The organism is Arthrobacter sp. 001422645 (assembly GCF_059816125.1).
In genome coordinates this window covers 54,777-69,415 of record NZ_JCBANT010000005.1, presented here as the reverse complement: position 1 = coordinate 69,415, position 14,639 = coordinate 54,777, and the positions used below count along the sequence as shown (strand labels likewise).

The following is a 14,639-nucleotide window of genomic DNA, read 5'->3' as shown; positions in this document are numbered from 1 at the left end:
GGGTCCAACAAAAGCGACCTTTTCGGACAGCCGCACCGTGGATCCACGGTGCGGCTGTCCGTTTTCGCGGCGGAAACCGCGGGCGCCCGGTGATGACCGGGGTTGGTAATGTTGGTACCACTATGACTACTCCTTTTGCGCCCGACGCCGTCTCCAGCTCCGCCCCCAGCGTGACCAGCGAAGTCACCGCTGACACACCGGTCCGTGTCCGGTTCTGCCCGTCGCCCACCGGCACCCCGCACGTTGGCCTGATCCGTACCGCCCTGTTCAACTGGGCCCACGCCCGCCACACCAAGGGCACCTTTGTGTTCCGCATCGAGGACACGGACGCGGCGCGCGACTCGGAGGAGAGCTACCAGCAGCTGCTCGAGGCGCTGAAATGGCTCGGCATCACCTGGGAGGAAGGCGTGGAGGTGGGCGGACCGCACGAGCCGTACCGCCAGTCCCAGCGTCTGGACCTGTACAAGGACGTCGTCGCCAAGCTGATCGACGCCGGCTACGCCTACGAGTGCTACTCCTCCCCGGAGGAGGTCGAGGCGCGCCACCGCGCCGCCGGCCGCGACCCCAAGCTGGGTTATGACAACTTCGACCGCGAGCTCACCGAGGAGCAGCTGGCCGCGTTCAAGGCCGAAGGCCGCCAGCCCGTGCTCCGCGTCCGGATGCCGGATTCGGATGTCACCTTCACCGACATGGTCCGCGGCGAGATCACCTTCAAGGCCGGCAGCATCCCGGACTACGTGATCGTCCGCGCCGACGGCTCCCCGCTCTACACCTTGGTCAACCCGGTGGACGATGCGCTGATGGGCATCACCCACGTGCTTCGCGGCGAGGACCTGCTGTCCTCCACGCCCCGCCAGGTGGTGCTGATCAACGCATTGATGGACATCGGCGTCGCCAGCTACCTGCCGGTCTTCGGCCACCTGCCGTACGTCATGGGTGAGGGCAACAAGAAGCTCTCCAAGCGCGACCCGCAGTCCAACCTCTTCCTGCTCCGAGACCGCGGCTTCATCCCGGAGGGCCTGCTCAACTACCTGTCGCTGCTGGGCTGGAGCCTCTCCGCCGATGAGGACATCTTCACCGTGGAGCAGCTGATCGAGCACTTCGACGTCAACGACGTGCTGGCCAACCCGGCCCGCTTCGATATCAAGAAGGCCGAGGCCATCAACGGCACCCACATCCGGATGCTCGACGCCGAGGACTTCCGCGGCCGCCTGGTCCCGTACCTGCGCACCGCCGGGTTCCTCGGCGACACGCTCACCGCACGCCAGGAGGAGATCCTCGCCGAGGCGGCCCCGCTGATCCAGGAGCGCATCTCGCTGCTGGGCGAGGCCCCCGAGATGCTCGCCTTCCTGTTCAAGAACGACGACGCGATCGACGTCGCGGACGACGCCCGCAAGGGGCTTCCGGAGAACCTCACCGAGGTGCTCGACGCCGCCCTGGCCGCCCTGGAGCCCATCGCGGACTGGAACGCCGAGACCATCCAGGCCGCGCTCAAGGAGGCCCTCGTGGAGGGACTCGGCGTCAAGCCGCGGCTGGCCTTCGGCCCGGTCCGCACCGCGATCTCCGGCCGCCGGATTTCGCCGCCGCTGTTCGAATCCATGGTGATCCTGGGCAAGGACTCATCCTTGGCCCGGCTCCGCGCGTTCCGCGGCTGATGATGAGCACGCCCGCGGCCCGAACCAGTGCCCGGCCCAGCGCCCTCGCCGCGGGCCTGGGCGGCATCCGCGGGGTGCTGTTTGACATCGACGACACCCTGGTGGACCTCGAGTTCTCAATGACGGCGGCCCTGCGCGACGTCAGCGAACACCTCCTGCCCGGCCTGGACCAGGCCGGGTGGGAGAAGTTCGGGCGGATCTTCACCCGCGAGACCACCCACTTCTATGACCGTTACCTTGCCGGGGAGCTGACCTTCAACGAGCAGCGCCTCCTCCGCGGCCGGGCCGCCCTGGGGCACTTCGGGGTGGAGCTGGATGAGGGTGAGCAGGCCCAGCACTGGGTCAGCTCCTACGCCAGCCGGCAGCACGGCTACATCCGCGCCTTCGACGACGTCACCCCGATCCTGGACGCGCTCGATGCCGCCGGCATCCCGTACGGCGCCGTAAGCAACAACGTCCACGACTACCAGCGGGTCAAGCTGGACGCCGCCGGCCTGGCGCGCATCAGCGTGCTGGTGGGCACCGACACCGTCGGCGCGGCGAAGCCGGATCCGGCCATTTACCTGGAGGGCGTCCGCCGGCTCGGCACCGGCGCCGGCGAAACGCTCTACGTGGGGGACAACCGCCTCCTCGACGCTGACGGCTCGACGGCTGCCGGCCTCCTGGGCGTCTGGCTGAATCGCGGCGGGGAACCGGCCCCGGGCTTCGCCGGCCGCGAGATCGGTTCCCTGCTGGAGCTGCTGGAGGTACTGCCACTCGCTTGAAGGATTGCCAGGGGTTCCGTGTCAGCGACCACGCACAGATGATGAGCCTGACAGAGCGGAGAACGGACCTTACATCTGAACGGAACGACGTCACGACTAAGACACCTCACGAAACGATAGAGACCTCTCACGGAGCTTACCCCTGGCCGGGATAGAATCGGGATCATGTTCTGGGCGTATTGCACTCACCGCGGTGCGAGCTCCCGAAAAGCGGGTTTCGGATCGGTGTTAGACGCCAGTTGACATTGGGATGTCATCGTTATGAAACGTACTAGGGGAAAGTGTTGATGACTGCCACGAAACTATTTGAGGAATGCTGGACCAAATCGGTATTGAAAAATGTGGAAATGATCTCAAGCGGCTCCTCAGGCATCAGAGTCGAGTCGAACCGAAATAGTCACTTCTACGTGGGAATGAACCGAAGCGACTTGAGATTCGAAGAGCGACCACCGGAACCTTCCTTTCCGTTCGAAGCCGGTAGCACAATCAGAGTCGCAGTCGATGTACTGAGTTCGGACGTCGCACTTACCTTCTCGATCGTTGAGTATTCTGCCGCTGGAAATCGTCCCCATTTCTATGATTCGAATATATTCGATCATAAGTTCGATGCTGGAGCGCTGAGCTTCACTCTCGCTGTGAGGATTAAGGGCCGTGGGTTCGTCGAGCTAAATTCTGTATCCGTCGAAGTTCTGATACCAGTTGATGAATTTGAACGGCAGTATGACGTACGAAGTGCTACCGCGGTCGCAATTGATTTCTCTGCGTGGGGGAGCCAGGAAAGCGAAACAGCATCTTTGATAACGTTCTCATTTAGCAATGATAGAGATGAGATAATTCTCCCGTACGGAGACCTGGCCGTCCACCCCAAGTTAGGCCTGTATCGCTACTTGCATTCCAGTAAAGATATTTCCATTCCTGCTAAAACTCATGCCACTTTACGCGTACCAGCAGGCGCCACAAAGCTCAGTTTGACCGGAAAAGCTTGGAAGCGCGAGGTAGACGTTTATCTGGCTGATGAGCCAATTCTGACCCTTGTTGGCCGAGAAGATACTACTCAGGTCGACGAGTCGATTGAAGATTTTGTCGCAAGTATTCCAGATGACGAATCGTTAGTAGTTCTCTATACGACTGCGCCACAGCTTGGCCACCCAACCCTGTCACTGCGGCCAAATCGATTGGCGAAGGAATATCTCGAGATGGGGTATTGGGTGGTGTTCTTCCCCTTTAGTAAGGTTCCCGACGGTCAATCTAATCAAGGTGAACGCGCGCGGCAGTTCTCTCGTGACCGACTACATCAATTCCTAACCGCGGCCAAAAGCCGACCAGGCCACAAGAGTGTTTTTATATGCAGCTCATTTCCGGACATAGCAGCGGCCACAGCCATTGATCTCTTGAAGCTTCACGGCTGGAGGACCACCTATGAGGTCAGGGATGATATGGAGGAGTTCAACCGGGTCGGGTACTCGAAATGGTTCAACCCCCAACTCGAACGGAGGGTATGTGCAAACGTCGACACCGTCATTACCGTGAGCCCCAGGCTTGCTTTAAAAATGGACGTGCTCCGTGGCGCTCCGGGTTACTCGATAGTTGTTCCGAACGCCGTGAACGAGGAATTCATTGTCAGTGCCGAGCGCAACCGGACGGCTAAGAATTACGAGCGGCGATCAGCAGAGCGCACTGTAGGTTATCTCGGTCATCTGACCCCATCCTGGTTCGACTGGTCGTTGATTATCACCGCCGCAGAAGAGCTCCGGGACGTTAGATTTGAGATTATTGGACATGGAAAGCCAGAGGACTTGCGTCTACCAAAGAATGTAATCCACCTGGGACCAAGAACGCACGCGGAGTTTAGGGAGATTTCTGAGACATGGAAGGTTGGTCTAATTCCGTTCAAACCCTCAACCCTTACGTTTGCTGTAGACCCAAATAAAATTTATGAGTACCTAGCTGTTGGTCTAAGAGTGGTGACTGCGCCAATGGGATCAGTGTCGCAGTGTCCTTCGACGTATATATACGAGCGCCGGTCGGACTTTATTGAATGCCTCGGACGGGCTCTAGACGGGCCAATCGAGACCAGCGAGCAGAAGGAAATAGCCGAGTTTTTGAAGACCTCGTCTTGGCGGGCTCGAGCGGAGCGCATGGTGGAACTGATGGGAATTAAAAATGAAACGTAAAATACTTTCGGTATATCCAAACTGTAGTTTAGGTGGAATGACGACTGTTCTACGCAATCGCGCCGTTGCGAATCCGGAGGAGGAACATAACCTACTTTTCCACACCGATCTCTCCGGCATGTCCGCCTATGCCGGCGTCCCAAATGTTACGGTCCGAATAGTAACTCGAGGTCGATTTGAGGGATTTCTTCGTCACATTAGTGCGGTTGCTCATTTCGATGAAATCAGAGTCATTTCACTTCCCGAAATTGTCGGTTTGATAGACGTAGATACCCCTTCGCGAGTTAACTACGAATTTCATACATCAGATGAGGCTATTATAGAGCGCGAGCTTGGATTGTTGGATCGACGCCGCATCAACCAGATCTCTGTTCCCAGCATTTTCCTCCGGGAGGTAGTACGTGCAAAGCTCCCTCTCGCTGAACGCGATAGGGTGGTTGAGGTCCCGAATCTTATAGATGGTGCGATATTTAATACATTCATCCCAAATGCGGAGCTGCCTGGCTTGGCTGACGGTGTCCCCCTGATTTGGATTGGTCGGTTTGATAAAGGCAAGAATCCTAGGGACTTCCTGAGAGTGCTTTCCCTGCTTTCGCCCGATTATCGCGGAATACTGATCGTTAGTTTCGAAACACAGCCTGAACGCATCTCCGAGATATTGGCGGATGCTGCGCAGTATGGCCTATCCGAGCGCATTAGTATTCTGCTCAATATTTCTCAAGCAGAAATCGCTGCAATCTATCGGTTTGCGGCCCTCAGGGGCGGCGTGTTCTGTAGCACGAGTCTTGGAGAGTCGTTTGGATACGGTGTAGCCGAAGCATTAGCCTCCGGCCTACAAACGGTGGCCTACGACGTTGGCGCTTTGGCTGAAAGGACTGTGGCCGGCACCCCCTATGACCTTGTTCCCGTGGGTGCCGTACATGAATTCGCGGATCGCGTTCGTTGCTTGACCGAGGTGAAGACATCGTAGCTCGATGCGTAGTTCGCGGTGTCCCGGGAGTCGAGCTGGAGGTTACGGCGTGAATCAAGGTCGGGAGGCAGTCATGGGGTGGCGGGCACGCATCAAGCAGCGCATTGAAGGGCTAGAGCCGGCGGTTCCATGGTCGCTTCTGAATAAGGCTGAACTCCATGAATTTTGCGAAGCCAACTCATTTCCGACAGCTCGACTGCTGCGCGTGTTCGAACGACCAAGCGACATTGATCTAAGCGGGCTTCCGGTCAACTTTGTTATCAAGCCGAATCTTGAGTCTTCTATGCGTGGCGTTATGGTTTTGTCCCGGACTGATGACGGTTATTTTGATTCACTGCGAAAACGGACGCTCACCTTGTCCCAGATAGTCGACGAACAAGCCCGTTACTTCAATGAGATCCAGGATCCTGCAAAGAACGTCATTATCGAGGAGCTTGTAGTAGACATCCAGGGGCATAATGTCCCAATCGACTACAAGGCTTACGTTTTTCACGGCCGAGTGGCACTAGTACTTGAAATCGACCGCAATGTTTCGCCCTCAGCCGTTGCATGGTTCGACGGAAGCTATATGCCTTTGCGCGATGACAAAATCATTCTCTGCGAAAAGTATGTGCAACACAAAAATGGCTGTCGCCCTTCGTCTTGGCCCGAGCTTTTGGACCTCGCTCGTCGCGTATCTCTTGCGATACCGACGCCATTTGTGAGCGTGGATATGTACGCCAGTATCTCAGGTCCAGTCGTCGGCGAGCTAACTCTTACTCCGGGGGGCTTGTATTTCGGTGAGCACTTCAACTTATCTGACGGTCTCGATCACCTGATGGGTGAGATGTGGGACGAAGCCGAGCGTAATTTAATCTCCAGGTCTTGATTTGGAAGTGCCTTAGATACTTTTGGACATGCTCGCTCGCTCGTTCGTCGATTTGACCTGCACTTGGAGTGCCGATGGGCGATGATAGTTCCTCCCTTCTTGTTCCACCTGCATAACGCGTTAGGTCTCGTCCGCCCTACCGCCGCGAGTCACGGACCGACCCTTGAGCCACACATCTTGTACGCCGCCATCGATGAAAAAGCTGATTTGTAGCTGGGAAGTTACCTTCCTTCCGGGTTGAACTTACCGGATTGAATGTTCTATGTGGTTCGTGGGTTTTCCACCGTGCGGTGAATGTTCAGGCCGCCGTTCTGGCCGCGCTTCTGAGCGTTATGCGGGTGGTGCAATTCATGCTATTGACGAATCCGCATCCTGTCCGTTTTTGGGTTCTCGACCTTCGCTGTTGTTCCCCGGTGACAATGAGGACTTCGATTTGCCGGTTCTTCAAGGTTTGTAGGGAATTGATTCCGTGTCCCAGATAAAGAAGGGGCCCGTGGCCCTGCTGGGATAAGTGTGTCTAAGCATTCAACCGGAACAGAGCCACTGGCCTTGACTGACCCTATCGTTGTGGCGTCCGACGTTGCCACCAGCACTCTCAATCTGCCTGACTACCGTGTCATCTCCGCGACCGTTCTGGACGACGGCAGGCGCCGGGTCATCATCGAAACGAACCTGCCGCCGGGCTGCCCGAGCTGCGGTGTCGTTGCAGCGCGGCGGAAGGAACGGCGCTTCCAGCGGATCCGGGACATTCCCGTGGCCGGCGCCCTCGAAGTGCTATGGTCCAAGTACCGCTGGCACTGCGAGGAGCCGGCCTGCCCGCGGCTGTCGTTCTTCGAATCCACTGCCCAGGTACCGCGCCGTGCCCGGTCCACCGGCAGGCTCCGGAACCACGTCGTTGATGGGGTCATCAGCTCCGGCCGGGCCCTGTCCTCGACCGCCGCTGCATTCGCGGTGTCCTGGTGGATGGTCCGCGCCGCGCTGACCGAAGCCTGCCATCTCACCCTGCCGGATGTGGATGACCTCAGGCCGCGGATGCTGGGCATCGATGAACACCGGTCCCGGTCCGTGCGATTCTTCCGGGACTATGGGTCGAGCACTTGGGTCCGGCATGAGCCGTGGATGACAACCATCGTTGATCTGGACACCGGGCAGGTCCTGGGCGTGGTCGATGGCCGGGACCACAGGGGCCTCGGGGACTGGCTCTTCGCCCGCCCGCTGGCCTGGCGGCTGGGCGTGCAGGTCGTGGCGATCGACCCGTCGGCCGCGTTCCGCAAGGCGTCGAGGATGTGGCTGCCCCGCACCGCCGTCGCGGTCGATCATTTCCATCTGGTCTCCCTCGGCAACCAGGCCATGACAGAGGCCCGCTAGAACCTGTCGCAACAGGTCAAGGGACGACGCGGCCGCGGCGTGGATCAGGCCTGGGCCCACCGCATGCTGCTCCTGCGGGCCGGCGACACGCTCTCGGACAGGGCAGCTCACTGGCTGGAGGAGGTCTTCGCCGCCGACGACGCGACCGGCAAGCTCCAAGCCGTGTGGAAGGTCAAGGAGCAACTCAGGGCGTTGCTGCGCACCGACTCCCTGGCCGACGCGGCAGCCGCGAAAGAGGAACTCAAAGTGCTCGTGAGAGCCGCCGGCCGGCCGGAAACGAACAAGCTTTACCGGACGGTCTGCCGGTGGTGGAACGAGATCGAAGTCCTCATCGTCACCGGCGCCACCGCCGGCAAGGTCGAGGCCAACAACACCAGCATCAAACACATCAAACGCACCACCCGCGGCCACCGGAACCCGGGGACTACAAATCGATTATCCTCATGAGAAGTGCCGTCCGGACGGCGGCATAACACTCATCCGGGAATCACTTCCCCAAGAACCGTGAAGAGTCGATTCGCCTCCACCAGCGGCAGACCGTGCGCCAGAGCAGTGTCGCCTCGGGCGTGCGGCGATTTCGACAAGTTTCCCGAGCCTGTCCTTCGCGGCGTTGGCGTCTCGGAGTGAGCCGGGCGCAGCAGAGCTCGCAGCTGTTCTTGGACGTTTTACGCCGCCTGCAGGTTGCCGGTCGGGTTGTCGTGATCGAACACTCGGCTTAGCCGGTCGCTTCCGCGGTCCGAGAGCGTCTCGCGGGCCGGAGAAGCAGCCTCCGGCTGGCCCAGACCGTGTCGGTGGTGCGGCCACGGCGGCCCTTGGTCTCCGGTGTCAGACGCTGGCGGACTTCGGGGATCAAGTTGTTGCCGAGCAGGATTAGGTGGAAGCGTCGACCGAGACGGCGGTGCGGGGCAGCCACATCGGCAGGGCTCCGGGGACAGCTGCGGATGGGTCGATCGCCACGGCCTGCACGCCGAGGCGCCATTCCAGCGGGCGCTTGAACAGCCATTCGCCGACGCCCTTGTTGTCGTTGCGGTCGACCAGGCCGAGGACTTGCCCGGTGTCCATATGGAAGATGGTGATCACCCGGGGTTCGAAACATTCTAAGCCTTGCTTTGGGGGTCCTGCAGGAATCGGACGGACCTGAAGTGGTGCTCGTCGTGCCGAGCATCCGTGGCCGCAGCTTGTACGTGTCCGGCAGTCTGGTTGCCGCCGTGTTCAAGGCCCGCTGGACCAGCCACCACGAGACGCCGTGAGCGGCGGCCGTCTCTGTGGCGGCGCTGGCGGAATCAATGACGGCGGAGATAAGCGTGTCCGATTGGACCAAGTGCGACCTCGACGGTGGCTTCGAAGAAGGCCGTGCATGGCCAGGCCATTCGGATTCATCGGAGAAGTACCGGCGCTTGGACCAGCTGACTTCCACGGGTCCGGCGACGGATATGTCGGGAACAATCACGACATCCTATGGGTCTAAGCTGTCAAGCTGCCGCGGGCATTCTTCCTCGGAGGCTGCGGGCCAGGCGGTGCTTTAGTCGTAGATCGTGCGGTGGCGCAAGCAGCCGGGCAGGATTCCCACCAGCCGGTTCCCGAGAGCGCGCAGGGCTAATGCTGGGTGGCTCTGCGCGCTCTGCGGGCGTCATCGTAGACCCGTGCGCCGGGCGAAGCACTCAGCCTTGTAAAAGCCTGACCGTTCAGCGCGTCGCCGAGACGGTGCTTGCGGGCGCAACGGGCCAGCACCACGCATTTCTTGCCGGAGGCGAGGATGATCGGACTCATGCCGGAGTAGTTCTTCCGCGCCCGGGCATAGGTGTACGATGCGGGTCGTCGCCGAACTCGACTAGCATCCGGATACCGGCCACCGAGCACAGGGCCGAGGCCTCGCTGGCTCAGTAGGTCTCAGCGTCCGGGTGCCGCCCAAATCACACCTCCACCTGCCCTTACAGCGTCTGGACCTGATGTTCAGCTCAGCAATGACCGCTACTTGCGCCCTAGAGGTGGCGGCGGCCTCGATCCCCGCGCGGCCCCAAACTGCTCGCGCCGCAGGGCCGCGGTGATCTCGTCGGCCCGGGACTGCAGGTAGCGGCGGCGCACGGCTTCCCGCAACAACGTCCGGACCGTGCGGTAGGAATGCAAGTTCGGCTGCGCAGAACCTGCACGCAGACTCCGTACTGACGCAAGAGGCCGCCGCAGGACTTGGGTCCTTAGGCAGCCCGGCCTGCAGCTAGACCGGCTGCTGCAATTCAAATTGCCGGGCCTGGTCGACCTGGTGTTGCTGGTCCTCGGCCAGCAGCGCGTAAGGGGCATCGTGCATTAGCTTGGCAAGGATGTTGAGGCGGCCGCGCTCCGTATCCGGGTTCATGGCTTCCGCGGCTCGCGCCCACATTGCCCCCATCCGGTCCTGCTGCTCAGCGGAGAGTGTGTAATGCTTTCCGTGATACAAGCCGCCCGGGGCGAGTGTAACTTCGCCCACAATCGGCCCAGTCTGCGTGGAGTACATGTCGATGCTCGCGAACGGCGTGTCGAGGAATGCCGAGGTTCGTTTGGCAAGATCCAGTATCTCGGCCCACTGCTTAGGCCGTATCGCTTCGCGCTGGCGGGTGAATTCTGGGTTACTCGTGACTCGGTCGTCAGTGACGGCGTTAAATTCACCGTCGAACCAACTGACACTTGAGGGCTTTGTGTTGCGGTCGATTTCCAGAATGAGGGCGATTTCGCCGCCGAACGAGTAAGCCTTGAAGTCGCGGGGTATGTCAACGCCGGCGACATCCTCAATCTTCGCTTCGACGATGATTCTCTTGCTCAGCGACTGGGTCTCATCGAACATCTTCTCCTGGAGGGAGACGATTTCATCTTCGGTTACGTAGCGGCGTTGCATCGAGTCCCAAAGCTCCCCATCAACCTTGCGGATAACCATTACACCTTTGGTTGAGGACTGCATGGAGGGCTTGATGACGTACTCGGAGGGCAGGCCTGCAAGACTGATCTCACCCGGGTTTGCCCAGTCGCGAAGGACCGTTACGGTGGCCAAGCCGTGTTCCTCGCACCACCGGTAGCACTTGAGCTTGTCGTGGATGAACCAGGGGATCCCGGGCTCCCTATTCGCGATTCGTTCAACCATGTAGTCCTGCCAGTTAGTCATGCCCAGAATCGTACCAAGCGGGAGGGGTGCAGCGTGCGGCCTACTGCGCAAGAGCTGACCCAGGAGAACTCCCTGCCATACTTTGACCATGCTGATTGCCACAGAACACATCGCACAAGGCGGGACCAATGTCCCGGTCACTTTGCTTCCTGACGCCACTTGCTTTGACCCGAGTGGGGAAGTTGGCGCTTCCCGCTACGCCGCCGCACTAACGGAGGATATTGACTTGGAGGCGCTGCTAGTCAACAAGGGGTCAGACGTGCTACTCGTTGCGTTCCACGGTGCGCTCACCCGCGAAACAGTCGTCCTGCCGAGATTTGAGCGTCTTGCCGGCTTCCTCAAGACCGACTACAGCCTGCTCTTCTTCTCGGACCCGACCCTCCGGATCAGCGACGAACTCCAACTGTCCTGGTACACGGGCTGGGACGAGCTTGATCTACGGCCTGTTCTCGCTGAATGGGCCACGAAAGCGGCTGCGAGCGTCGGAGCAAAACACATCATCTTCTTCGGTGGATCCGGCGGAGGCTTCGCATCACTTCAGGTGTCAGCGTTCGTCGCGGGGAGCACCGCCATAACAATTAACCCCCAGACTGCCATCAACGAGTACCTCATCGAGGGCATTCACATGGGACCGCAGCGCCGGTACGTCCGAATTGTCATGCCTCACCTGCTGCCGGTTCCCGTCGAGCAGTTGACCATGGAGCACGACTGGGTTTCGCCGATGGGCGAGCGTGCATCTGCAGTCAAAACTTACAGCCGCCCGACAGAAAACAGAGTGCTTTACATCCAGAACAGCAATGATCATTCACACGTGACCAGCCACTATGGACCTTTTAGAGAAGCCGCGGACTCCGGGCCTAACCGAACGAATATTCGTTACGAGTTCTATGAAGGACCACATGCCCATGTGGCCCAACCCGACGAGATCATCTCGAAGTCGTTGGTGGCCGCCGCGACCTGGGCAGCAACGGGCGAGTACACATACGAATAAGACCGCAACAGAGACCAAAATTCGAAGGGTGCTTTTCCTTGCCCTTTTAATTCTCGACCCACTTGGGAGCGCACACGATCGTAGCCTCGGCTGTCCGCCAACATATGGCTAAGACGGGTAACACGGCTCATCAATTTTAAGCGTGGTGTCCTTCAAATGAAGGGGCTCATAGCCCTGCGAGCATAGGTGTTGTCGAGACATCTATTGCTGAGGACTACGAGCCTTGTTACAGATTACGCAGACGTGCGATGCCGCGTCGATTCTGTTCAATTTGGAGGGCCATGTTGTGCTCTCCGCCGAGCGGGCCGGTGCTGGCCGGACGGTTGTTGTCGAGCCGGTCGAGCGAGAAGGGGCCTGTCCTGACTGCGGGGTGTTGTCGTCCCGGATCCAGGCCCGTCCTGTCCACCGCGTCCGGGATATCCAGTGCGGCGGAGAGCCCCTGGAAGTCAGGGTCCGGAAGCGGCGGCTGGCGTGTCTGGAACCGCAGTATCCGCGTCGGTCCTTCGTGCAGACCACCGATGAGATTCCGCTGCGTTCGAGGCTGACCAGCAGGCTCGTGGCCGGCATTGTCGCAGACCTGTCCGCGGAGCTTCGGGCCGTGTCCCGGGTTGCCGCGGCCTCGGGTGTGTCGTGGACGACCGCCATGCGTGTCATGGAGGACACTGCCGTCCTGGACGGCGGTGTGGACCGGCGCCTGGTCCGCCGGCTGGGCGTGGACGAACATCGCTTCCGACGGGTCCGCTACCTGAAAACCGAGGCCGGAAAAGTCACCAGGGTGGAGCCGTGGTCGATCGTTTTCACGGACCTGGACACCGGCGCGATCCTGGACATCGTGGACGGCCGCCGCGGCCAGGCGGTGCGTGACTGGATCGGCGCCAGACCGCGCTCGTGGCGTAACAAGGTGGAGATGGTGGCTATGGATATGTCCACCGAGTTCCGCCGGGCCATCCGCAAGGTCCTGCCCAAGGCAGCCATCACCGTGGACCACTGGCATGTGGTGGCCCGGGCGAACCAGATGGTCACCGAGGTCCGGCGGCGCCGCGCCCACGACCTCCACGGCAGGCGCGGCAGGGCCACTGATCCGGCCTGGAAGTACCGGAAATTGCTGACCTGCAACCAGGAAAACATGTCCTCCGCCCAGCGCGGACGGTTGCAGCAAATCATTGGCTCAGACCTTGAACTCGGTGTCGTCTGGGGCATCAAGGAACACGTCCGCCAGCTGCTGAAGACCGATCACATCGACGGTTTCCACCGAGCCTGGGCCGAGCTCGAGAATGCCGTGAAAGCCACCAGAATGCGCGAGGCGAAATCACTGTTCCTTACCCTGAAGATGTGGCGCAAGGAACTGCTCACGTTCTGACGGACCAGGGTCACGAACGCGCGCAGCGAAGCGGTGAACCTCAGCGCCAAGAACCTCAAACGAGCCGCCCGCGGATACTGGAATCATGAGCATTACAGGCTCCGGCTATTGTTGTACACGGCAGCCCGACAGGCATGCTGAAATCCCGCCGCCACGCTAAAAGTGGAAGAGCCGGTAACACCGGCCGCTCGACGGGCACGCACCTCCACGTCGTGATGCTCTCCAAACAGTCCAACTTCAACTCGGCCTCCTATGGCCGCAGTCACTCCACACATACTTCATTGAGGGCTCTGCTGCGCCGGGGTCTATGACACCTCAGCAGATGAATTGTCTGCAGCCGAAGTCAAGGACACCAAGGACATCATGTTGGTCAGACTGAACATGATGCTTGACCAGTTTCTTTGGTTTTGGGTTCTGATCCACCGGTAGCGCAGTCGTCGGTCGGGGCAGACTATCCGGCCTGATCTCCGGAGTCGCGCCCCTCCGCTAGACGCGCATCAGGTGGGAGGAAGTCCCATAGGACCTAAGGTAGTGCCAGCCGCATCGACCAGCGGTCCGCTGGGCTGCGTGATTCCTGTGTTCGTGAACGACCGTGGATCCGGAACGCCCGGGGACTGATCTGTCCGAACCCGCCCAGATAAGCGCCGATCGTGGAGCCGGTAGACCCGTCCCAACCCGATTTGTGCAGACGAAAACTCTCGGGTAAAGTAATTACTCGTGCTGAGGCGCCGGGAGCGAGGGTTTAGGCCCGCGGATCCGGCCCGAAAGTTCCATTGGGATATGGTGTAATTGGCAACACTACGGTTTCTGGTACCGTCATTCTAGGTTCGAGTCCTGGTATCCCAGCTCTGATAGTTCCGCGGATTTCCGCGGCTGGTCAGGGGTTTTGGATCGGTTCGCCGATTTGAAACACTTGCTGAGTGTATGAAACAATCGCTTAGCGCGAATGGCAGAAATGCTGTTCTGGAGAGTACGCGGCCCCATCGTATAGCGGCCTAGTACGCTGCCCTCTCACGGCGGTAACGCGGGTTCGAATCCCGCTGGGGTCACAGATGAAACGGTCCCGGGCATTAGCCCGGGGCCGTTTTGCGTTGCCCCGATCCGTGTCCAGGGTTGACCCTGTCCCGCCGTGCGCCTCCCGGACGGTGCGCCGTTCGCGCACCGCGAGTATTTCTGCTGGTCACCCAAGGTTTTCACAAGTCCCCCTCCCTAGTGTCGGTCCTATTACGACGGGTCGTGCCACGAGGGGGGCGCAGATGCATCGGTTTACTGGCACGGCGATCAGATTCCACGCGAGGCGGGAATCGGCCAGGGCTGTGCCGGCCGCGGTGCGGCGCCTTCGGTTTCGTCGATGGG

General features: G+C 60.1%; 9 protein-coding genes, 2 tRNA genes and 2 pseudogenes. 10 read left to right on the top strand and 3 right to left on the bottom strand.

The features are described 5' to 3' along the window. Nucleotides 1-122 precede the first annotated feature (122 nt). From gltX to AC6EUH_RS07490, 6 genes and pseudogenes are all read left to right on the top strand, one after another. On the top strand, nucleotides 123-1,655 hold the full coding sequence (gene gltX, locus AC6EUH_RS07515) for a glutamate--tRNA ligase (protein ID WP_499738257.1): 1,533 nt from the start codon (nucleotides 123-125) through the stop codon (nucleotides 1,653-1,655). Between the two features lie 2 nt (nucleotides 1,656-1,657). Beyond that, nucleotides 1,658-2,419: an HAD family hydrolase gene (locus AC6EUH_RS07510; RefSeq protein WP_499738318.1), complete on the top strand. Its 762-nt coding sequence runs from the start codon at nucleotides 1,658-1,660 to the stop codon at nucleotides 2,417-2,419. Between the two features lie 287 nt (nucleotides 2,420-2,706). Further along, the gene (locus tag AC6EUH_RS07505) at nucleotides 2,707-4,593 is read left to right on the top strand and encodes a glycosyltransferase family protein (protein WP_499738256.1); all 1,887 of its coding nucleotides are present in this window, start codon (nucleotides 2,707-2,709) and stop codon (nucleotides 4,591-4,593) included. Then, nucleotides 4,583-5,563, top strand: coding sequence for a glycosyltransferase family 4 protein (locus AC6EUH_RS07500; protein ID WP_499738255.1), 981 nt, complete (start codon nucleotides 4,583-4,585; stop codon nucleotides 5,561-5,563). Before AC6EUH_RS07505 ends, AC6EUH_RS07500 begins: the two co-directional genes overlap by 11 nt. 73 nt (nucleotides 5,564-5,636) lie before the next feature. After that, nucleotides 5,637-6,431 (top strand): ATP-grasp fold amidoligase family protein, encoded by a 795-nt coding sequence (locus tag AC6EUH_RS07495; protein WP_499738254.1) that lies wholly within the window; start codon nucleotides 5,637-5,639, stop codon nucleotides 6,429-6,431. Between the two features lie 513 nt (nucleotides 6,432-6,944). Then, nucleotides 6,945-8,246, top strand: a pseudogene (locus AC6EUH_RS07490) (ISL3 family transposase). Nucleotides 8,247-8,669: 423 nt separating this feature from the next. Here AC6EUH_RS07490 and AC6EUH_RS07485 read toward each other — a convergent pair. The 3 genes from AC6EUH_RS07485 to AC6EUH_RS07475 form a co-directional block, all read right to left on the bottom strand. Continuing rightward, a complete protein-coding gene (locus tag AC6EUH_RS07485; protein ID WP_499738253.1) occupies nucleotides 8,670-8,879 on the bottom strand; it encodes a hypothetical protein in 210 nt (69 codons plus the stop codon). A 516-nt stretch (nucleotides 8,880-9,395) separates the two neighbouring features. Then, complete coding sequence (locus AC6EUH_RS07480; RefSeq protein WP_499738252.1) at nucleotides 9,396-9,569, bottom strand: hypothetical protein; 174 nt, start codon at nucleotides 9,567-9,569, stop codon at nucleotides 9,396-9,398. Nucleotides 9,570-10,014: 445 nt separating this feature from the next. After that, the gene (locus AC6EUH_RS07475; protein WP_499738251.1) at nucleotides 10,015-10,932 is read right to left on the bottom strand and encodes an ATP-grasp fold amidoligase family protein; all 918 of its coding nucleotides are present in this window, start codon (nucleotides 10,930-10,932) and stop codon (nucleotides 10,015-10,017) included. An 88-nt stretch (nucleotides 10,933-11,020) separates the two neighbouring features. Here AC6EUH_RS07475 and AC6EUH_RS07470 point away from each other — a divergent pair, with 88 nt between their 5' ends. The 4 genes and pseudogenes from AC6EUH_RS07470 (at nucleotide 11,021) to AC6EUH_RS07455 (ending at nucleotide 14,332) form a co-directional block, all read left to right on the top strand. Then, nucleotides 11,021-11,923, top strand: coding sequence for a hypothetical protein (locus AC6EUH_RS07470; RefSeq protein ID WP_499738250.1), 903 nt, complete (start codon nucleotides 11,021-11,023; stop codon nucleotides 11,921-11,923). Between the two features lie 223 nt (nucleotides 11,924-12,146). Then, a pseudogene (locus tag AC6EUH_RS07465) lies at nucleotides 12,147-13,424 on the top strand (ISL3 family transposase). 633 nt (nucleotides 13,425-14,057) lie between these two features. Continuing rightward, a tRNA-Gln gene (locus AC6EUH_RS07460) sits at nucleotides 14,058-14,129 on the top strand. 130 nt (nucleotides 14,130-14,259) lie between these two features. After that, nucleotides 14,260-14,332, top strand: a tRNA-Glu gene (locus AC6EUH_RS07455). The last annotated feature ends 307 nt before the right edge of the window (nucleotides 14,333-14,639 follow it).

Coding starts and splice junctions, on each gene's coding strand:
- gltX (WP_499738257.1), top strand. CDS start 123: ATGACTACTCCTTTTGCGCCCGACGCCGTCTCCAGCTCCGCCCCCAGC.
- AC6EUH_RS07510 (WP_499738318.1), top strand. CDS start 1,658: ATGAGCACGCCCGCGGCCCGAACCAGTGCCCGGCCCAGCGCCCTCGCC.
- AC6EUH_RS07505 (WP_499738256.1), top strand. CDS start 2,707: ATGACTGCCACGAAACTATTTGAGGAATGCTGGACCAAATCGGTATTG.
- AC6EUH_RS07500 (WP_499738255.1), top strand. CDS start 4,583: ATGAAACGTAAAATACTTTCGGTATATCCAAACTGTAGTTTAGGTGGA.
- AC6EUH_RS07495 (WP_499738254.1), top strand. CDS start 5,637: ATGGGGTGGCGGGCACGCATCAAGCAGCGCATTGAAGGGCTAGAGCCG.
- AC6EUH_RS07480 (WP_499738252.1), bottom strand. CDS start 9,569: ATGAGTCCGATCATCCTCGCCTCCGGCAAGAAATGCGTGGTGCTGGCC.
- AC6EUH_RS07475 (WP_499738251.1), bottom strand. CDS start 10,932: ATGACTAACTGGCAGGACTACATGGTTGAACGAATCGCGAATAGGGAG.
- AC6EUH_RS07470 (WP_499738250.1), top strand. CDS start 11,021: ATGCTGATTGCCACAGAACACATCGCACAAGGCGGGACCAATGTCCCG.